The sequence below is a fragment of the Nocardiopsis tropica genome (assembly GCF_042660575.1).
Classification (GTDB): domain Bacteria; phylum Actinomycetota; class Actinomycetes; order Streptosporangiales; family Streptosporangiaceae; genus Nocardiopsis; species Nocardiopsis tropica.
Window position 1 is genome coordinate 22,784 of sequence record NZ_JBHSUF010000026.1, and the last position, 18,691, is coordinate 41,474.

An 18,691-nucleotide genomic window follows, 5' to 3' on the forward strand; every position below is an offset into this window, starting at 1 on the left:
TTCGCGCCGGGCCTGATCGGTCGATTGTGGCGGGGTTCTCAGTCGCGTCGGAACGTCATGGTGGTGCGGCCGAGGCTGATCCTGCTGCCGTCCACCAGACGGGCCTGCCTGACCTGCTGGCCGTTGACGAAGGTCCCGTTCGTGGACCCCTTGTCCACGAGGACGGCCTCGTCCCCGTCCAGGCGGATCTCGACGTGGTGACGGGAGACACCGTTGTCGACCAGTCGGAGGTCGCAGTCGGTGCCGCGGCCCAGAAGGGTCACCGGGGTCGTCAGCTCGAAGGACTGCTGCATGCCGTGGCTGGCGATGCTGCCCTCCGCGGTGGCGCCGCCCGGGGAGATCAGCAGGCGCGGACGCCCGCTCTGCTGCTGGCCGGCGGGCTGGCCGGGGTCGCCGACGGGCTGTCGGACCTCTCCCTCCGGACCGACCATGGTGCCGCGCACGACGCCGGAGCGGATGCGGAAGCGGCCGGTCTTGAGGCCCTCGTCGGACCTGAAGTGGACCCGGACCGGACCGACGAAGGAGTAGCCCTGCTCCGTCGCGTAGTCACGGGCGAGCTTGGACAGTTCCTGGCCGAGGCTGTCGGCGTAGACTTCGAGCCGTTCCTTGTCGCTGGCCGCGAGCTCGACGATGAAGTCGTTCGGGACCAGGGTGCGGCCCTGGGCGACGATGGCTGCCCGCTCGTCCATCTCACGCTGGACGGCGCTCGCCACCTCGACCGGCTGGAGCTCGGACTTGAAGGCCATCGCGAAGGTGCCTTCGATCATGCCCTCAAGCCTGCGCTCGAAGCGTTGGAGCACTCCCACGAGGTACCTCCCTTTTGTACTCCACTTCGTATGTGTAGACGATCGTAACCGGGCCCGGGTGTCCCTGGTTTCAGGCGCACCCCCGGGAGGGGGTCCGGGAAGGCCCCGGAGGAGGGGCCGAAATCGGTGTGCGACCCACGTTCAGACCGTGCTAGCCTTATCCATGTCGCCAGGGGAAACGGACGAAAAGCCCGGATCACCTGGCCACACAACTGAATGCGAGTCATCCGGGCGGGTGGCGGAACGGTAGACGCGCACGGTTCAGGTCCGTGTGTCCGAAAGGATGTGAGGGTTCAAATCCCTCCTCGCCCACTTTATCCGAAGCGGCCCTGGCCACCAGTAGACCTGGTGACCAGGGCCGCTTCGCTGTCGGCGTGCCTTCCGTCCCCGGCACAGCTCCGCCGGGGCTGCGGTCCCGTGCGGGGAGATCGTGAACCGATCGTCACCGGGAGTCCGATCGGACGGTGTGGCGCCGGGGACGGCCGCCGCACGGACGGATACGCCCGGATGGGACACTTCGGGCGTGGGAATCACCGAACGACTTCACGAGATCGGGCGACCGCTGGTCGCCGAGCAGCTGGCGCACCCGACCGTCGCGGGCATCTCCCGGGGGGACCTCGACGACCGCGCCTTCCGCTACTGGCTGGAGCAGGACCACCTCTACCTGCTCGACTACGCGCGCGCCTTCTCCCGCCTGGCCTGGCAGGCGCCCGACGGTCACCTCGCCGACCTGGTCGGCATCGCGCACAGCACCCTCAACGAGGAGCTGGAGCTGCACCGCTCCCTCTCCGGGGAGTTCGGCGCGGACCTGACCGTGAAGGACAAGGGCCCGGCCTGCGCCGCGTACACGTCGTGGCTCCTCGACGCCGCCGCCGACTACCGGGACGGCCTCGCCGCCGTCTACCCCTGCATGTGGGGCTACAACCAGCTGGGGCTGGCGCTCGCCGGGAACCGCCCGGAGGAGCCGCGCTACCGGCGGTGGGTCGACACCTACGCCGATCCCGGCTTCACGCGGCTGACGGAGCGGTACGGGCGCATGCTGGAGGAGGCCCGCCCCGACCCGGAGCGCGCGGAGCGCTTCTTCCTGGAGGGCATGCGCCACGAGGTCGCCTTCTGGGCCACCCCGTGGACACCCTGACGGCGCGCGGGAGCCGGGGCCCCGGGGCCGGGCCCCCGCGCGCCGGCGCCCCGGTCAGGGGTTGAGGACCGTGTCCACGGACTCGAAACGGTCGACCTCGCAGCCGCCGACCTTGTTGAACTCGGTGTCGACCTCGGTGTCCTCGACGTGCCCGGTGACGCGGACGACCTCGGGGCCGCCCATGATCATCGTGCACATCATGTCGCTGGTGTCGAGGACGAACGGCTCCGCGCCGACCTCGTCGATCCGGGCGCACGCCGCCTCGGGGTCGGGGTGGTCGCCGCCGGCCGGCGCACAGGTGAGGGTCCAGGTCCCCTCCTCGTAGCCGGACTCGGGCGACAGCGACTCCTCGTCGTTCAGGGAGCGCTCGATCGTCAGCTCGACCTCGGCGTCGCCGCCGCCGGTCGCGCCGTCGTCTCCCTGTTCCTCCCCGTCGCCGGGGGAGGAGGGTTCGGTGGTCTGGTCGGACTCGGGTGCCGGAGCGTTCACCTCTGCGGGATCGTTGCCGCAGGCCGTGATAAGCAGGCCGAGGGCTGCGAGAGCGGCGAGGCGGGTCGGCAGAGCCGTCGCGAGGGTGTGCAGTGACATACCGCTTCGACGTGGCGCGCCCGTGCCGGGTTCCCCGGTTCCTCACATTTTTCGCATCATCACGACACAGGGGGTCACAATGTTCGGGAACGGTGTTCCGGAGACCGGCGCCACCGAGGTGCCCGAGGGCGCCTACCTGCTCGACGTCCGCGAGGACGACGAGTGGAACGCGGGCCGCGCGCCCGGGGCCGTCCACATCCCGCTCGGGGAGCTGGGGCAGCGGGCCTCCGAGGTCCCGCAGGACAGGAGGGTCTACGTGGTCTGCCGTGTCGGCGGCCGCTCCGCCCAGGCCGTCGCGGCGCTGAACCAGGCCGGCTGGGACTCGGTCAACGTGTCCGGCGGGATGCGGGCCTGGGAGCACGCCGGGCGCGCCATGGAGGCGGGCTCCGGCGAGGAGCCGAGGGTCCTGTGAGTCTCCTTCGGGGCGGAATTTGATCGGATTGTGCAAAGCCCTGCCACTCGGCGGCTTTCGGGTGGCACTATGACGTCGTGAGTTCCGAGCGCGCGCCCCTCAGCGCCGAAGCCGTGCTGGCCTCGTCAGCGGACGCGGTGGTCGGTCTCGACAGCGAGCTCCGGGTCACCGTGTGGAATCCGGCCGCCGAGCGCATGTTCGGCTGGAGCGCGGACGAGGTGCTCGGCGGCGAGCTGCCGATCGTCCCCGCCGAGCTGAAGGGCGAGCACGGCGCGGTGCTCGAACAGGTGCGCGCCGGGAACCCGCTGGCGGTGTACACGCGCCGGGTGCGCAGGGACGGCACGGTCCTCGACGTCCGGATCGGCGCCAACCGGGTGGCCGGGGCCGACGGCCGGTTCCTCGGCTGGGTGCTCAACCTCCACCCCTCCGACAACGACGTGCAGGCGCAGCGCTCGGCCATGGAGCGGGCCAGGCTGGTGCGCCGGCTCACCGACGTGGTCGTGGACATCAACGCGGACCTCAGCCTCAAGTCGGTGCTCGACCGGATCTCCCGGGGCATCACCGAGCTGACCGGCGCGGACGCGGGAGGGTTCGTCCTCCTCGACGAGGACCGCGTGGAGCTGGTGAGCATCTCGGCCCTGTCCGACGAGCTCCAGGGGTTCACCGCCCCGCTGGAGGACAGCCTGTTCGGGGAGCTGCTGCGCAGCGGCAAGTCCGTCCTGCTGGCCAACGAGGACACCCGCGGCCTCCAGGACCTGGTCTGGGCCGACCTCCCCGGCCTCCACACCATCGCCCTGTGCGTGACCAACGTGCACGGCCGCCCGTACGGCGCCCTCTACGCGCTCTACAGCCAGCGCAAGGTGGGGCACATCGAGCTGGAACTGCTCGAACTCCTCGCCGCGCACGCCGGGGTGGCGATCGGCAACGCCCTGGCCTACGAGGAGCTCAACCTCCAGCGCGTCCACGAACAGGCCGTGGCCGACTCCAGCGCCGACGGGATCGCCGTGCTGGACTTCGGCGGCCGGGTGCGCAAGTGGAACCGCTCGGCGGTGGAGCTGACCGGCTACCCGTTGGAGGCGGTCGAGGGCCGGCACCCGCCCTTCCCCCTGCCCGCGTGCCACGGCCAGCCCGTCAAGCACAAGCTCAAGGACGGCCGCTGGCTGGAGATCCTCATGGCGAGGATCCCCCGCACCCACGAGTGGGTGGTGGACTTCCGCGACATCACCGCGCAGAAGGCCATGGAGGAGGAGCGCGAGGACTTCCTGGCCACCAGCGGCCACGAGCTGCGGACCCCCATCACGGTGATCCACGGCTACGCGACCACCCTCATGCGCAAGTGGGCGCGGCTCACCCCGGACTCCCAGTACGAGGCGGTCGGCACCATCGCGGACCGGTCCTCGGCACTGGTGACCCTCGTGGACCGGCTCCAGCTGGGATCGGACGTCTCGCGCGGGGAGATCCGGGTCAGCCGGGACAGGTTCGACCTGCTCGACGTGCTGAGGCAGGCGGTCAGCGCGTTCCGGCCGCTCTCGGACCGGCACGAGGTCTCCCTGGACGGGCCCGACGAGCTCCCCGCGACGGCGGGGGACTCCCTGGCCACGGGCATGATCATGGACCAGCTGCTGGACAACGCCCTCAAGTTCTCGCCGGAGGGCGGCCACGTGCACGTGACCGCCCGGGCGGAGGAGGAGGCCGTCGCGGTCACCGTGGACGACGAGGGCGTGGGGCTGCGCCCGGGGGACGAGGAGCGGATCTTCGACCGCTTCGTGCAGGCGGGGGCGCGCGGGGACGGGGAGACCGGTTTCGGCGGGCTGGGGCTGGGTCTGTACATCGTGCGGCAGCTGGCCCGCGACCAGGGCGGGGACGTGACCGCCCAGCGGTTGGAGCGGGGGACCAGGATGCGCTTCACGGTGCCGCTGCACCGTGGCGAGGCGCCGGATCCCGAGGAGGGAGAGGACGCCGGGGCGGAGGAGTCCCCTGTGGCGGCCGCGGTGCGCACGGGCGTCACTGGTGGGGCACGGGTGACAGACATCTCCCACCAGCCACCTGCGTCCCAAAAAACTACAAAAACCTCTTCAACCCCCGAATCCCTGTCACGACAGCGATCCGTGCGCCGGAGCGCCAGCCCCACCCCGTGATTCATCTCGACGTGGGTTTCCTTCCGAGGTGATCGGGGCATTTCCACCCCTGGTGGAATTCGCTGCCACACTTCGGGCGGGTTCCGGTCCGCCCGAGAGAGCACGAACGCGCAGGGACAGAACGTGTCAGGTGACAGCACCCCAGGTGATTCCGGGGACCGCCCGCAGAAGGTCGAGCGGAGCGTCGTACTCCCCTACGACCCCGCGAGCGTGGCGGGAGCCCGGCAGCGGCTGTGCGGGGACCTGCACGCGATGGAACTCGGTGAGGACCGCGTCGACGACGCCGCCCTCGTTCTGAGCGAACTCGTCAGCAACGCCCTCCGCCACGCCAGCCCCCTGCCCACACCGGGCAACCCCGAGAACTCCGTCGGCGTGTCCTGGAGGGTCGAGGTGGACCGCGGTCCGCGCCCCGGGGGCTGGGTGGAGATCTCGGTGCGCGACGGCGGGTCCAGCACGATGCCCCGGGTGGCGATGCCCTCCGTGTCCGGGCTGGGCGGCCGGGGCCTGGGCATCGTCCAGACCCTGTCGGGCCGCTGGGGCACCGAGATGGACGCGACGACCACCACGGTGTGGGCGGTCCTGGAGCTCTCCGCGGACGACGTCGGCCGCGCGGAGCGGGGGACGGACACGGACCGCGGCTGCGGTGTCGTCGACCAGCTCGTGGACCGGAGGGCCGCCGACGTCGTCGAGCTGCGCCTCCACCTCCGTGACGACCAGCGGGCCCGGAGCGCGCTGCTCTGAGGCGCCCCGCGAGGGGACTCCGGCGTCGGCACCCGGAGGAACGTGACCGATGTAGCGAAACACCGTCAACACACCGTCACCGAAGTGGCCCGGGGGTGGACGGGGCGCTACAGTCACGTCCGTGGAGTTGAAGATATCAAGCCGATCTCAAGAAGACGTCGCGGTGGTAACCGTGGGCGGTGAGATCGACCTGTACACGGCGCCCCAGCTGCGCAGCGAGCTCGTCGGAGCCCTGGAGGACGGGGCGCGGCGGCTGGTCATCGACATGTCGCGGACGGAGTTCTGCGACTCGACGGGCATCAGCGTGCTGCTCTCCGCCATGAAGCGCGCCCGTGACAAGGGCGGTGAACTGGAGCTCGTGGCGCCCAAACCGGCCGTCATGAAGGTCCTGGAGGTCACCGGACTGGTCGAGGTGTTCGTCATCCACGCCGATCTCGACGCGTTGCCGGTGGCCGCGGGGACCGGCAAGGCCCAGTAGACGGGGCGAGGTGCGCGAGGGGGAGGCCGGCGGCCCGGAGGAGACCGGGGTCGCCGTGGTGATCGCCGCCAAGGACGAGGCCGAACGGGTCGGCTGCACCGTGCGCGCCGCCCGCGACCTGCCCGGTGTCGACCTGGTCGTCGTGGTCGACGACGGTTCCGCGGACACGACGGCGGACGTCGCGCTCCGGGCCGGCGCGCGCGTGTTCAGGCACAGCCGCAACCGGGGCAAGGGAGCGGCGATGGAGACGGGCGCCGAGGGCGTCCGGCTCATCGAGGAGGACGAGGCGGAAGCCGGTACGCGCCGCCCGCCCCGGCACCTGCTGTTCCTCGACGCCGACCTGGAGGGCACGGCCTCGGGGGCCGCCCCGCTGATCGAACCGGTCGGCACGGGGAAGGCCGACATGACCATCGCGCTCTTCCCCGCCACCCGCATGCGCCTGGGCGGCCACGGTTTCGTGGTGCGCCTCGCCCGGGGCGGGGTCAGCCGGGCCACGGGCTGGGAGCCCGAGCAGCCGCTCAACGGCCAGCGCTGCCTGACGCGCGCGGCCTTCGAGGCGGCCAGGCCGCTGGCGCCCGGTTTCGGGGTGGAGACCGGCCTCACCATCGACGTGCTCCGGGCGGGGTTCCGCGTGGAGGAGGTGGAGGTGCCGCTGGAGCACCGGGCCACCGGCACCGACCTCAGGGCGCAGATGCACCGCGCGCACCAGTTCACGGACGTGGCGAGGGCCCTGATGGCCAGGGGGTTCCGGCCCGCGGTCCGGCGCGGATGGGACAGGGCCCTGGGGCGCACGACGTTCACGCGACGGCAAATGTCGCGAAAATTCGGGCACAGGGATCGGGGAAATAGCCAGGAGTGACACCATAGGTGCGTTGCGTAGCGATACGCTCGCGCTGTGTTCACTACGCTCATTGCCTCGCTGGGTCTGATCGCCGGCCTGGGCGGACTCGCCCTCGGCGGATACGCCCTGAACAGGGCCCGCGCGCTCGGCGACGAAACCCAGGTCCTGGCCACCCGCACGGCCGCGGTGGGCGCCTCGGGCGTCGACCCGTTCGCCGTCCGTGACGTGGCCGTACTGCACTACGACGCCCTGGAGGAGATGTCGGGCGCCCGCTCCTTCTCCCTCGCACTGCTCAACGGCCAGGGCGACGGGGTCGTCCTCACCTCCATCAACGGCCGCACCGAGTCGCGCACCTACGCCAAGGCCGTCGTGCGCGGCGAGGGCCGCGTCCTGCTCAGCCCGGAGGAGGACCGCGTGGTCCGGTCGGCCCGGCTGGGCAACGGCGTCGGCGCCCTCGTGCCCGCGCCCTCGGCTCCGGTGGACCCGGTCGGGACCGCGGCTGCCGGGGCCGCGGTGGCCGGCTCCGACGGCAGCGGCGCGGAGCCCGAGGCGGACTCCCTGGTCACGGTGCTGTCAGCCGTGGAGGACATGGACGACACGGACCACCTGGACGACGCGGAGGGCTGCGACGCGGACGACCGCTCCGGGGACGGGGAGGGCTCCGGGCAGGAGGACGGAGCCGGGATCCGCGCCTCGGTCGGGGACGCGGGGGACGGCGTTCCGGAGGCCGCGGCGCGCGCCGGCCGCACGTCCGGGGGCGCGGGCTCCCTGAAGGAGAAGGTGGACGGGAGCACCTCCGCCCGCGGGTGACCCGCCGCCCGGCCGACGTGCGTGTCCCCAGGGGCCACGCGCCGCCCACCGGTCCGTATAGCCTGGCACCATGCCCAACCGCTACGCCTACCTCGGCCCCGAGGGCACCTTCACCGAGGCCGCGCTGCGCGCGCTGCGCCCCGAGGCGCCCGACGGGGCGCGCGTTCCGTGCGACGGCGTCGCCGCGGTCTTCGACGCCGTCCGGACCGGCACGGTGGACGGCGGCGTCGTCCCGCTGGAGAACTCGGTGGAGGGCGGCGTCACCGCCACCATCGCCGAGCTCGTCAACGGGGAGCCGCTCCTCATCACCGGTGAGACGGCGATCCCGGTCGAGTTCGCGCTGTTCGCCCGGCCCGGCACCGTCCTGGAGGACGTCAAGCGGGTGGCCACCCACCCCCACGCCCTCGCCCAGTGCCGAGGCTGGCTCGCCCGACGGCTGCCCGACGCGGAAACGCACACGGTCTCCTCCACCGCCGCCGCCGCCCGCACGGTCTCCGAACCCGGCGCTCCCTACGACGCGGCGATCTGCGCGGTGATCGCGGGCGAGCGGTACGGGCTGCACGCGCTCGCCGTCGGGATCGGCGACCGCGGCGGGGCCGCCACCCGGTTCATCTACCTGTCCAGGCCCGGCGCGGTCTCCGCGCCCACCGGGGCCGACCGGACCTCGCTGGTCGCCTTCATCTCCGACGACCACCCCGGCGCCCTGATCGAGGTGCTCAGCCAGTTCTCCGTCCGCGGGGTCAACCTCACCCGGCTGGAGTCGCGCCCCACCGGGGACAAGCTCGGCAGCTACTGCTTCTGCATCGACGCGGAGGGCCACGTGGCCGAGGCCCGCGTCGGCGAGGCCCTCATGGGCATCCGGAGGGTCTGCCGGGACGTGCGCTTCCTCGGCAGCTACCCGCGGGGCGGCGAGGCCGTCGAGACCGACCCCCCGCTCCGGCCCCGTCCGGCCACCGACGCGGAGTTCGCGGAGGCGGAGCAGTGGCTGGCGCGCATCCGTGCCGGACACGTCGACTGACGACCGCGCCGGCCGTCCCGGCCGGCGGCCCCGCGGCGGCCTCCTCCACAGCGGTCCCCCCGCACGAGGGCGGGGAGGCCGGGCGATGTTCCCCACCAGGATGCCGAAGAACGAGGTCCCCCCCGCACGCGGGCGGGGAAGCCGCCGCCGTGCGTCGGCGGCGCGGTCCGGGGAAACGATGTGACCGCCGCCGAGCCCGGGCGGTAACCTGCAAGACGTGATCGACCTTCGCGCTCTTCGAGAAGACCCCGAACGACTCCGCGCCTCGCAGCGCGCCCGCGGGGAGGACCCCTCCGTCGCGGACCGGCTGCTCGAACTCGACTCCGGCCGCCGCGCCGCGCTGACCCGGTTCGAGACGCTGCGCGCCGAGCAGAAGAGTGTGGGCAAGTCCGTCTCCAAGGCCTCCGCGGAGGACCGCGAGGAGCTCCTGACCAAGGCCAAGTCGCTCGCGGCCGAGGTCAAGGAGGCCGAGGCCGAGGCCGGCCGCCTCGCCGAGGAGCTCGCCGCCGTCCTGGCCCGCGTCCCCAACATCGTGGAGGCGGACGCGCCCGAGGGCGGCGTGGACGACTTCCGGGTCCTGGAGACCGTCGGGACGCCGCGCGAGTTCGACTTCACCCCGCGCGACCACCTGGAGCTGGGCGAGATGCTCGGCGCCATCGACATGGAGCGCGGCGCCAAGGTCTCGGGATCCCGCTTCTACTTCCTCACCGGCGTGGGCGCCCAGCTGGAGCTGGCACTGCTCAACATGGCGATGAACCAGGCCGTGGCCGCGGGCTTCACCGCGATGATTCCGCCGGTCCTGGTCAAGCCCGAGACCATGGAGGGCACCGGCTTCCTCGGCGAGCACGCCGACGAGGTGTACCGGCTGGCCGCGGACGACCTGTACCTCGTGGGCACCTCCGAGGTGCCGCTGGCCGGGTACCACGCCGGGGAGATCCTGGCCGCCGACGACCTGCCCAACCGGTACGTGGGCTGGTCGACGTGCTTCCGCCGCGAGGCCGGCTCCTACGGCAAGGACACCAGGGGCATCATCCGGGTCCACCAGTTCAACAAGGTGGAGATGTTCGTGTACGCCCACCCGGACCGGGCGCACGAGGAGCACGAGCGGCTCCTCGCCTGGGAGCGGGAGATGCTCGACAAGCTGGAGCTGCCCTACCGCGTGGTGGACATCGCCGGGGGCGACCTGGGCACCAGCGCCGCCCGCAAGTTCGACTGCGAGGCGTGGGTCCCCACCCAGGAGACCTACCGCGAGCTGACCTCCACCTCGAACTGCACCGACTTCCAGACCCGGCGCCTCAACGTGCGGTTCCGGGGGGAGGACGGCAAGCCCCGCTTCGCCGCCACCCTGAACGGGACGCTGGCCACCACACGGTGGATCGTCGCCATCCTGGAGAACCACCAGCGCGCGGACGGCTCCGTGGTCGTCCCCGAGGCACTGCGCCCCTTCCTGGGCCTCGACGTCCTGGAGCCGGTGAACGCCAAGTAGCACCCGTGTACGCGAGGAGCCCCCGCCCACAAAGGGCGGGGGCTCCTCGCGTTCGGGGCCCTGGCTACAGGTAGGGGCCGGATCCGTGCGGCTCGTCGCCGGCCACGGACGGGCCGTCCTGGGCCTGGAGGCCGGAGAGGCCGGGCGGCAGCGCCTTGCGCATGTTCTCCAGCTGGGCCCTGGCCGCCATCTGCTGGGCGAACAGGGTCGTCTGGATGCCGTGGAACAGGCCCTCGAGCCAGCCCACCAGCTGCGCCTGGGCGATGCGCAGCTCCGCGTCGCTGGGCGCCGACCCGTCCGCGAACGGCAGGGTCAGCCGGTCCAGCTCCTCGATGAGCTCGGGGGCGAGGCCGTCCTCGAGCTCCTTGATCGAGGAGGTGTGGATCTCCTTGAGGCGGGTGCGGCTGGCCTCGTCCAGCGGAGCGGCCTTCACCTCGTCCAGGAGCTGGCGGATCATGCTGCCGATCCGCATCACCTTGGCGGGCTGCTCCACCATGTCGGCGAGGGAGCGGGGCTCCTCCGCGCCGTCGTCGTCGGCCCCGTCGTGCTGGTCGACCCCCATGACCAGTACCTGGGGCTCGTCCTTCTGGTCGTCTGCGCTGCTCATCAGTTCCCTTACGTGGATGTACCGGCACGCCGTCAGAGGGTGAGGAGAATCTTTCCGGTGTGCGCGCTCGATTCCATGACGCGATGCGCCTCCGCCGCGTTCCGCATCGGTACAGAACGGTCCACGACGGGGCGGATGGCTCCTTGTTCTACCAACGGCCACACCTGCTCCAGTACTCCCGCGACGATGGCCGCCTTCTCGTCCAGGGGACGGGAGCGGAGCGTCGTCGCGTGTACGGAGAGCCTTTTCGCGAGCATACGCCCCAGATCGGCCTCGGCGCGGCGGCCTCCCATCAGGGCGATCATCGTGATGCGGCCGTTCGTCGCCAGCGAACGCAGGTTCGCGTCGAGGTAGGAGCCGCCCATGATGTCGAGGATGAGGTCGGCGCCGCCCTCCTCGCGCATGCGCTCGGCGAAGTCCTCGGTCCGGTAGTTGACGGTGATCTCGGCGCCCAGCTCGCGGCAGCGGGCCAGCTTCTCCTCGCTGCCCGCGGTGACCGCCACGCGGGCGCCCAGGGCCCGGGCGAACTGGATGGCGAAGGTGCCGATGCCGCTGCCCCCGCCGTGCACGAGGACGGTCTCCCCCGCGCGCAGTCCGCCGACCATCACGAGGTTGGACCACACCGTGGCGGCCACCTCGGGCAGGGCGGCGGCCTCGGCCAGGCCGACGCCCTCGGGCACGGGGAGCAGCTGCCCCACGGGGACGGCCACCTTCTCCGCGTAGCCGCCCCCGGACAGGAGGGCGCACACGGGGTCGCCCACGGACCATCCGGAGTCCTCGGTGCCGGGGCCGAGCGCGGCCACGGTGCCCGAGCACTCCAGGCCCGGGTACTCGGAGGCGCCGGGTGGGGGCGGGTAGGTGCCCTGCCGTTGCGCGACGTCGGCGCGGTTGACCGCGCCGGCGGCCACGTCCACCAGGACCTCCCCCTCTCCTGCGACGGGGTCGGGAACCTCTGACCAGGCGAGGACCTCGGGTCCTCCCGGTGCGGTGATACGGATCGCGTGCATGAGCCAGACAGTACCCGGGGAGGTTCAGGGACGGTGCTACGGATTGCCCTCTCCACCGACCCCCGGGGGATGCTTCCCTGGGGTGGGGCGGGTATGAGTGACACCAGGAAGCGGATCCCGCCTCTCCCTTGTGGAGTGTCCCTTCCTCCACAGCACACCCCCTTCACGCAGGAGAACTCCGGTGGCACACCAGGAACAGCATGGGACGGGTCGCAGCTCCGAGGCGGGCACGGGTTCGGAGGCCGAGGAGAGGCCCGAGTCCCTCTGGGAGGGTACGGACGAGGGCGCCGAGGGGACCGGCGAACCGTCCGCCGAAGCCGCTCCGGAGCCGCCCGCACCCACGCCGAGGGAGCAGTGGTTCGGCGGGTTCGAGGGGGCGGCCCCGCCCCCGCCCCCCTACGCCCGGCTGCCCGAGGACGCGCCTCCCCCGCTGCCGGGGACCGGCTACCAGGCGCCGCCGCCGGACGCGGACGACGGTCCGGGCGGGCCCGGGGCCCCGGAACGCCCCGAGGCCCCGGAGGACACCGCGGACTCCGACGACGAGACGCGGAGCTCCACGGTCCGGCTCCTGCCGGGCGCGGTCCGGCGGCCGCAGCGCCCCCAGCGACCCCAGAGGCCCGCCCGACCGGGCGGAGGGGGGCCGGACCCCCTCGCACCGCGCAGGCTCCGGGGCGACTCCGACGTCCCCGAGCCCGAGCAGCTACCGCCGCTCGACACCGAACGCCCGGACCCCTCCGGGGCGGACGGCACGGAAACCGGTGCGGGCCCGGTCCCGGGGGCGGACGGGACCCCGGGACCGGACTCCGCACCGGACGCGCGACCGGCGCCGGGCCACGGGGCCGACGGATTCGGAGCCGGGTCGGGGCCGACGCGGACCCCGACACGGACCCCGGAGCCGGCCCCCGAACCCGGGCCGGTGGCGGGCCCGTGGGCGGACGACGAGCGCACCGACCCCCTCCGTCCCGCGGGGGCGGGGCCCTCCGACCCCGGCCCGGTGCGGTCCGAGCCGCTGCCGCGCCGCGGCCCCGAACCCCCGCCCACCCTCACCGGCCCGCGGGCCGGACTCGCGCCCGCGCCCGCGCGCCCCTCCGGGCAGCAGGCCCAGAGGCGCCCCGACCAGGAGGGGGAGACCGCCGACGCCCTCAACGCGGCCACGCTGGTGCGCAACCGGCGCCAGGGGCCGAGCGGCGGCTGGCGCCGCGCCGTGCACTCCGCCACCCTCGGCCTCGTCAACCCGGGGGAGTCCGCCAAGGTCCTGCGCCGGCGCGAACTGGTGGCCCGCGCCTGCACCCCCGTCGCGACCGGGCACCACCGGGTGGCGGTGCTCAGCCTCAAGGGAGGGGTGGGAAAGACCACCACCACGGTCGCGCTGGGCGCGACCCTGGCCTCGCTGCGCGGCGACCGGGTCCTCGCCGTGGACGCCAACCCCGACCGCGGCACGCTGTCGGACAAGGTGCGGTTGGAGACCGCCGCGACCATCCGCGACCTGCTCAACGAGCGCCACCTCGTGTCGCGCTACGCCGACATCCGCGGGTTCACGTCCCAGTCGCCCAGCCGCTTGGAGATCCTCGCCTCCGACCGCGACCCCGCCGTCTCCGAGGCGTTCAGCGACGGCGACTACCGCGAGGTGGCCCGGATAGTCGAGCACTTCTACTCCATCTGCATCACCGACTGCGGCACCGGCCTCCTGCACTCGGCGATGCGCGGGGTACTCGGGCTCGCCGACCAGGTGGTCCTGGTCAGCTCCGCCTCCGTGGACGGGGCCCGCAGCGCCAGCGCCACCCTGGACTGGCTGGAGGCGCACGGCCACGGGCCGCTCGTGCGCGGCGCCGTCGTGGTGCTGTCGATGGTGCGGTCCAACAGCAAGAGCAGCGTCGACCTCAACCGGCTGGAGGGCCATTTCGCGAGCAGGTGCCGCGACGTGGTCCGGGTGCCCTGGGACGGCCACCTCGAGGAGGGCGCCGAGGTCGACCTCGACCAGCTCGCCCCGGGGACGCGGGACGCCTACCTCCAGTTGGCGGCGTCGGTCGGGGAGGCGTTCGCCTGGCGCGGGTGAGGACGGTCGGGACGGGACACAACGCGCGGAGGGCACCTCTCCGGTTTACGGGACCCGCTTCCGGACAATGGTGGGGAGGGAATCCGGGCACCAGGTGCTCCGCGGTACCGCGCCGGGCCGTCGGCCGCCGTCCCGGGCCGGTCCCGGGCATGCGCGCCGGGGCCGTAGGTCGGACGGAACGGCGACCTTCGGCCTGCGCCGTTCCGGCGGGGCGCTGGTCTACTCGACGAAGATGGTCCGCAGTGCTGTCGCAGTGCTAAGGGGGAACTATGGCAGGCAAAGAGGTGCGCCCGGCCCGGGTCGTCGTGGGGATCGACGGATCGGACGGCTCACGGGCGGCGTTGGAGTGGGCGGCGGCGGAGGCCGCCCGGCGGGACGCCCCGCTCCGCATCGTGCACGCCCTGGGGATGCCGCTGATCGTGTCGGCCCACGGGGGCGCCGCGCGGTTCGAGCCCACGCCGGAGATCCACGGCCAGGCCACCGGTGTGCTGGGCGAGGCGGAGGCACACGTCCGCGAGCTCCGGCCGACCGTGGTCACGGAGGCCGTGACCGCGATGGAGGAGGCGCCGCTGGCCGTCATCCGGCAGAGCCACCCCCACGACCTGATCGTGGTCGGCACCCGAGGGATGGGCACGTTCAAGTCGGTGTTCGTGGGCTCGGTCAGCGTCCGGGTGGCCGCCCACGCGCCGTGCCCGGTCGTGGTCGTCCCCTCGCGCAAGGGCAAGCCCGCGACCACGTCGATGGACCGGATCGTGGTCGGTGTCGACGGCTCCGAGACCGCGCGCCGCGCCCTCGGCCTCGCCTACGACCTGGCGGCCGAGAGCGGTGCCGAACTGGTCGTGGTCCACAGCTGGGAGGTTCCCTACCCCTACGACCCGGTCGCGATGACCGCCGCCGGGTACCAGCCGCAGGAGGAGCTGTTCGAGAGGCAGTCCGAGGAACTGGTGGCCGGCCTGCTCGCCGAGGTCGTCGACGAGAGGCGCGAGGACCTCGACGTCGAGGTCAGCGTGGTGCGGACCCAGAACAGCCCGGTGAGCGCGATCCTGGAGGCCGCCGAGGGCGCGGACGCCGTCGTGGTGGGCTCGCGGGGCAGGGGCACCGTGCGCGGCCTGCTCCTGGGCTCGGTCAGCCAGGGCGTGCTGCACCGTTCCAGGATCCCCGTGGTCGTCCTCCCCAGGCACGCCGACGAGGACGAGTAGGGCGGCGGGCCCCGGGGCCGGCGCCCGAGGACCGGCCCGGGGCCCGTGACGCCGCCGCCCCCGGTTCCGGTGCTCCGACGGGGTCGGCCTCAGAGGGTCAGGTGGTGGGGAGAGCCGGGCGAGGAAGGGCTCCACCCCTCGTCCCGGGCCCGGCGGATGGCGGTCGCGACCACGGCCGGGGTGACGGGGACGGCCGCGCCGGGTCCCACCCGGTAGTGGCCCGGGTGCGGGTGCGGCGTCGCGACGACGAGCACCCGTCCGGGGGAGTCCGCGAGCTCCGCCGCGAAGGTCATGGGGCTCTCACCCACCCCCTGTGCGTAGGTCGGCCTGCGGCGTACGCGCCAGCGGTAGTCCGTGCCGTCCACGCTGATACGGCGTGAGCCCTTGCGTACCAATGCCATGAGTCCTCCGCGGGTCGGGGGCGGTCGGCCGGGTGCGCCGTCCGTGAAGCAGCATGATCGACCGCCCCGCGGACTGTCCACGGATTTGTCCGGAGGTGTCGTTGTCTGCGCGGAGGGAGGGCCCCCTTCCGGAGGTCGGGCCCCGTCGACCTGTCGACACGTCGACGGGGGCCTTGCGGGCCCGCTCCGCCCTGAGGCGGGCGCGGTGACCGGACCCGGACACGCGGAAGGCCGGTGGCCCCGGGGCGTGTGCGCCGTGTGCGCACCGGTCCGGAACCACCGGCCTTCTGTGTCTCTCCCGCAAGCTGCTGACCTGCGGGTTCTGCGGAGGGTATGGGATTTGAACCCATGAAGCCCCGTCAAGGACTTGGTGCTTTTCAAGAGCACTGCACTCGGCCGCTATGCGAACCCTCCCGGGAGAGTGACTCTCCGCCAGTCATGGTAGCCCACGGGGACGGGCGGCTTCGCGGGGATCTCCCGCTCCGGTTCCGGGGTGGTCGGCGGCGCGGGAGGGCGGGGCCCGGGGGCCGCCCGCCAGCGACTGCGGGGGCATGGCGGACACGAACGCCGTTACGGCGGAGGCGCCCCCGGTCCGGGCCCGGTCGCACCACCCCTTCCGCACGGTCCGACCGGGGTCTCCACAGGTCCGCCCCCGGTGACGGGGCAGGTCGCTTGTCGGAGCCCCTGGGTAGGTTGACGCTGTACGACACCTACGAGGAGGCCGACCCGTGAAACTGCGAGTGGATCGCGACGCGTTCGCCGAGGCGGTCGCCTGGACCGCGAGGGCACTGCCCACCCGTCCCGCGGTGCCCGTGCTCGCGGGGATCCGGATGGAGGTCTCCGGGGACGGCTCGGCGCTGCACCTGTCCGGGTTCGACTACGAGGTCTCCACGCGCGCGTCCGTGGACGTCCTCTCCGAGGAGTCCGGAGCCGCCCTCGTCCCGGGCCGCCTCCTGGCCGAGATCGTGCGCAACCTCCCCCCGGGCTCGGTGCACATCGACACCGACGGCGCCAAACTGCGGGTCGTCGGCGGCGCCGCCCGCTTCACCCTCATCACCATGCCGCTGGAGGACTACCCCTCCCTGCCCGGCATGCCCGGCCTGATCGGCTCCGTGTCCGCGGACGCCTTCACCACGGCCGTGCGCCAGGTGGCCCCGGCCGCGAGCCGGGACGACACGCTTCCCATGCTCACGGGCGCCTACCTCGACTTCACGGGCGACTCCCTCAGCGTGGTCGCGACCGACCGCTACCGCATCGCCGTGCGCGACCTGCGGTGGAACCCCTCCGACCAGGGCGTGGACACCGCGGCCCTGGTGCCGGCGCGCACCCTGTACGACACCGTGCGCGGACTGGTCAACCGCTCCGACGTGGACATCGCCCTGTCCTCGGGGACGCCGGGCGGGGGTGCGGGCCTGTCGCCGGGGGAGGGGATGATCGGCTTCGGGAACGGTGAGCGCCGCACCACCACCCGGCTGATCGACAGCGAGTTCGTCAAGTACGCCTCGTGGTTCCCGCAGGAGTTCTCGGCCCGCGCCGAGGTGGCGGTCGGCCCTCTGGCGGAGGCGGTCAAGCGGGTGGCGCTGGTCGCGGACCGCAACACCCCGCTGAGGCTGGCGTTCACCGAGGGGGAGGTCCTCCTGGAGGCGGGTTCGGGGGACGACGCCCAGGCGGTGGAGGCGATCGAGGTCTCCTACGAGGGGGAGCCGCTGCGCATGGCCTTCCGGCCCGACTACCTGATGGACGGTCTGACGGCGGTGGAGACCGACACCGCGTACCTCAACTTCACCGAGCAGACGAAACCCGCCGTGTTCACCGACGTTCCCGCCGAGGAGGGGGAGAACCCGTCCTTCCGCTATCTGGTGCAACCGTTGCGGGTGTCCTGAACAGGGATTGAGGCCTTTTCCCACGTCGGCCGCGCCTTATCCACAGAGTTATCCACAGGAAGGCGAACTTCCTGTGGATAACCCGGGGTAATCGTCTGCAGAGAACACCCGAACCACCCCTGGTGGACTCTCGCATTTCTGCTTTGACATGCGAAAACATCACGAGGGGCGGTTCTGTGCACAGCCTGTGGACAACGCGGGGCGGTGAGCCCTATTCGCCCTCTGCCAGGGTGGACGTCCCCCCGCGGCTCACCGGGGTGTCCAGCCCGAGTTCGGCCTGGCGCCCCCGTCTGTACCCCGCGCGGTAGCCCGCCGCGCTGTGCGTACGCTCCGGCCGGTGCTTGCGCAACTGGGGGAACTGCTTCTGGAACTCCTCACGCACGCGGTTCACGTCGTTGAGCAGGACCAGTTCCGCTCCGCGGGCCGCGTCGACGCTCTCACTGGACCCGTCGGAACCCCCCGGAGCGGCCATTTCCTGCAACCGCGCCCGGAACTCCCGAATGCGTTCCGCGACCGCACGCCCGTAGGCGCGCACGAACGACCGGTAGTAGCGCTTGCGTTCGGTCTCCAGCTCCGACCTGGTGTAGTTGCGCAGTTCGCGGATGTCCGCCACGTGCGACGAACTCATGAACTTGGCCGACGACTCCATCTGCATGGAGATCGACGGCATCAGCATCCGCAGCGCGTCCAGCGCGCTCACCGTCCCCACCAGGATGATGACGCGGTCGGTGTTCTCGGAGTTGTTGCCTCTGACCGCCGACTGGCAGCCGTAGGCGGCGGCGATGTCGGCCAGTGCCCGGACCCGGGCCTTTCCGTGGCCGCCCACCCCTGCGACGGTGTAGTCCATGCGGCTGATCGCGTCCGGTTCCTCGCCCCTCTCGGCGCGGGCCTCGGCCTCCGCGATCGCGTGGCGGGTCATCAGCTCGGCGGCCTTGGCGGTGAACGCCTGGCTCTCGGCGTCAGTCACCGAGGGGTCCTCCGCCATGCGGAGGAGCCCTCGGACCCGCTCGACCATTTTCTGACGAGCAGCTTCAGTCATCGGCGCCCGGTTGTCTCCCGTCGGTGAGTGTCCAGTTCCCGCC

General features: G+C 72.7%; 18 protein-coding genes and 2 tRNA genes. 13 read left to right on the forward strand and 7 right to left on the reverse strand.

What is annotated here, in order from left to right:
* Positions 1-38: 38 nt before the first annotated feature.
* Positions 39-806 carry an FhaA domain-containing protein gene (locus ACFQBR_RS29995; protein WP_431061473.1) on the reverse strand — a complete coding sequence of 256 codons (768 nt, stop codon included), beginning with the start codon at positions 804-806 and terminating at the stop codon, positions 39-41.
* A 229-nt stretch (positions 807-1,035) separates the two neighbouring features.
* Here ACFQBR_RS29995 and ACFQBR_RS30000 point away from each other — a divergent pair.
* Positions 1,036-1,118: transfer RNA gene (locus ACFQBR_RS30000), tRNA-Leu, on the forward strand.
* A 211-nt stretch (positions 1,119-1,329) separates the two neighbouring features.
* Positions 1,330-1,944, forward strand: a complete 615-nt coding sequence (locus tag ACFQBR_RS30005; protein WP_267947418.1) for a TenA family protein — start codon at positions 1,330-1,332, stop codon at positions 1,942-1,944.
* Positions 1,945-1,998: 54 nt separating this feature from the next.
* Here the strand turns inward: ACFQBR_RS30005 and ACFQBR_RS30010 are convergent, their stop codons facing one another.
* Entirely contained in the window at positions 1,999-2,532 is a 534-nt protein-coding gene (locus ACFQBR_RS30010; protein ID WP_344178988.1) for an SSI family serine proteinase inhibitor, read from the reverse strand.
* Positions 2,533-2,611: 79 nt separating this feature from the next.
* On the opposite strand from ACFQBR_RS30010, the gene ACFQBR_RS30015 reads away from it, so the two are divergent.
* From ACFQBR_RS30015 to serS, 8 genes are all read left to right on the forward strand, one after another.
* Positions 2,612-2,944: a rhodanese-like domain-containing protein gene (locus ACFQBR_RS30015; protein WP_267947420.1), complete on the forward strand. Its 333-nt coding sequence runs from the start codon at positions 2,612-2,614 to the stop codon at positions 2,942-2,944.
* Between the two features lie 77 nt (positions 2,945-3,021).
* Complete coding sequence (locus ACFQBR_RS30020) at positions 3,022-5,082, forward strand: PAS domain S-box protein (protein ID WP_344178991.1); 2,061 nt, start codon at positions 3,022-3,024, stop codon at positions 5,080-5,082.
* 123 nt (positions 5,083-5,205) lie between these two features.
* A complete protein-coding gene (locus ACFQBR_RS30025; RefSeq protein ID WP_344178993.1) occupies positions 5,206-5,823 on the forward strand; it encodes an ATP-binding protein in 618 nt (205 codons plus the stop codon).
* Between the two features lie 121 nt (positions 5,824-5,944).
* On the forward strand, positions 5,945-6,301 hold the full coding sequence (locus tag ACFQBR_RS30030) for an STAS domain-containing protein (protein WP_267947423.1): 357 nt from the start codon (positions 5,945-5,947) through the stop codon (positions 6,299-6,301).
* 10 nt (positions 6,302-6,311) lie between these two features.
* Entirely contained in the window at positions 6,312-7,160 is an 849-nt protein-coding gene (locus ACFQBR_RS30035) for a glycosyltransferase family 2 protein (RefSeq protein ID WP_344178995.1), read from the forward strand.
* Positions 7,161-7,196: 36 nt separating this feature from the next.
* Positions 7,197-7,952, forward strand: a complete 756-nt coding sequence (locus tag ACFQBR_RS30040) for a DUF4446 family protein (RefSeq protein WP_378554916.1) — start codon at positions 7,197-7,199, stop codon at positions 7,950-7,952.
* Between the two features lie 70 nt (positions 7,953-8,022).
* A complete protein-coding gene (gene pheA, locus ACFQBR_RS30045; protein ID WP_267947425.1) occupies positions 8,023-8,970 on the forward strand; it encodes a prephenate dehydratase in 948 nt (315 codons plus the stop codon).
* A 217-nt stretch (positions 8,971-9,187) separates the two neighbouring features.
* Positions 9,188-10,456, forward strand: a complete 1,269-nt coding sequence (serS, locus tag ACFQBR_RS30050) for a serine--tRNA ligase (protein ID WP_267947426.1) — start codon at positions 9,188-9,190, stop codon at positions 10,454-10,456.
* A 64-nt stretch (positions 10,457-10,520) separates the two neighbouring features.
* Here the strand turns inward: serS and ACFQBR_RS30055 are convergent, their stop codons facing one another.
* Together ACFQBR_RS30055 and ACFQBR_RS30060 are read right to left on the reverse strand one after the other, a co-directional pair.
* Positions 10,521-11,063: a bacterial proteasome activator family protein gene (locus tag ACFQBR_RS30055; RefSeq protein WP_276567181.1), complete on the reverse strand. Its 543-nt coding sequence runs from the start codon at positions 11,061-11,063 to the stop codon at positions 10,521-10,523.
* 32 nt (positions 11,064-11,095) lie between these two features.
* Complete coding sequence (locus ACFQBR_RS30060; protein WP_344178998.1) at positions 11,096-12,070, reverse strand: NAD(P)H-quinone oxidoreductase; 975 nt, start codon at positions 12,068-12,070, stop codon at positions 11,096-11,098.
* A 181-nt stretch (positions 12,071-12,251) separates the two neighbouring features.
* Here ACFQBR_RS30060 and ACFQBR_RS30065 point away from each other — a divergent pair, with 181 nt between their 5' ends.
* Entirely contained in the window at positions 12,252-14,126 is a 1,875-nt protein-coding gene (locus tag ACFQBR_RS30065) for a MinD/ParA family ATP-binding protein (protein ID WP_344179000.1), read from the forward strand.
* Between the two features lie 269 nt (positions 14,127-14,395).
* Positions 14,396-15,325, forward strand: a complete 930-nt coding sequence (locus tag ACFQBR_RS30070; protein ID WP_267947429.1) for a universal stress protein — start codon at positions 14,396-14,398, stop codon at positions 15,323-15,325.
* 89 nt (positions 15,326-15,414) lie between these two features.
* On the opposite strand, the gene ACFQBR_RS30075 is transcribed toward ACFQBR_RS30070, so the two are convergent.
* A complete protein-coding gene (locus tag ACFQBR_RS30075; RefSeq protein WP_344179004.1) occupies positions 15,415-15,726 on the reverse strand; it encodes a hypothetical protein in 312 nt (103 codons plus the stop codon).
* A 325-nt stretch (positions 15,727-16,051) separates the two neighbouring features.
* Positions 16,052-16,140 (reverse strand) — tRNA-Ser (locus tag ACFQBR_RS30080).
* Positions 16,141-16,466: 326 nt separating this feature from the next.
* On the opposite strand from ACFQBR_RS30080, the gene dnaN reads away from it, so the two are divergent.
* Positions 16,467-17,609 (forward strand): DNA polymerase III subunit beta, encoded by a 1,143-nt coding sequence (gene dnaN / locus ACFQBR_RS30085; protein WP_267950201.1) that lies wholly within the window; start codon positions 16,467-16,469, stop codon positions 17,607-17,609.
* Positions 17,610-17,820: 211 nt separating this feature from the next.
* On the opposite strand, the gene ACFQBR_RS30090 is transcribed toward dnaN, so the two are convergent.
* The gene (locus ACFQBR_RS30090; RefSeq protein WP_267950202.1) at positions 17,821-18,624 is read right to left on the reverse strand and encodes a DUF2786 domain-containing protein; all 804 of its coding nucleotides are present in this window, start codon (positions 18,622-18,624) and stop codon (positions 17,821-17,823) included.
* Between the last annotated feature and the right edge of the window lie 67 nt (positions 18,625-18,691).

Coding starts and splice junctions, on each gene's coding strand:
- pheA (WP_267947425.1), top strand. CDS start 8,023: ATGCCCAACCGCTACGCCTACCTCGGCCCCGAGGGCACCTTCACCGAG.
- ACFQBR_RS30015 (WP_267947420.1), top strand. CDS start 2,612: ATGTTCGGGAACGGTGTTCCGGAGACCGGCGCCACCGAGGTGCCCGAG.
- ACFQBR_RS30055 (WP_276567181.1), bottom strand. CDS start 11,063: ATGAGCAGCGCAGACGACCAGAAGGACGAGCCCCAGGTACTGGTCATG.
- ACFQBR_RS30070 (WP_267947429.1), top strand. CDS start 14,396: ATGGCAGGCAAAGAGGTGCGCCCGGCCCGGGTCGTCGTGGGGATCGAC.
- ACFQBR_RS30060 (WP_344178998.1), bottom strand. CDS start 12,070: ATGCACGCGATCCGTATCACCGCACCGGGAGGACCCGAGGTCCTCGCC.
- ACFQBR_RS30075 (WP_344179004.1), bottom strand. CDS start 15,726: ATGGCATTGGTACGCAAGGGCTCACGCCGTATCAGCGTGGACGGCACG.
- ACFQBR_RS30010 (WP_344178988.1), bottom strand. CDS start 2,532: ATGTCACTGCACACCCTCGCGACGGCTCTGCCGACCCGCCTCGCCGCT.
- ACFQBR_RS30090 (WP_267950202.1), bottom strand. CDS start 18,624: ATGGTCGAGCGGGTCCGAGGGCTCCTCCGCATGGCGGAGGACCCCTCG.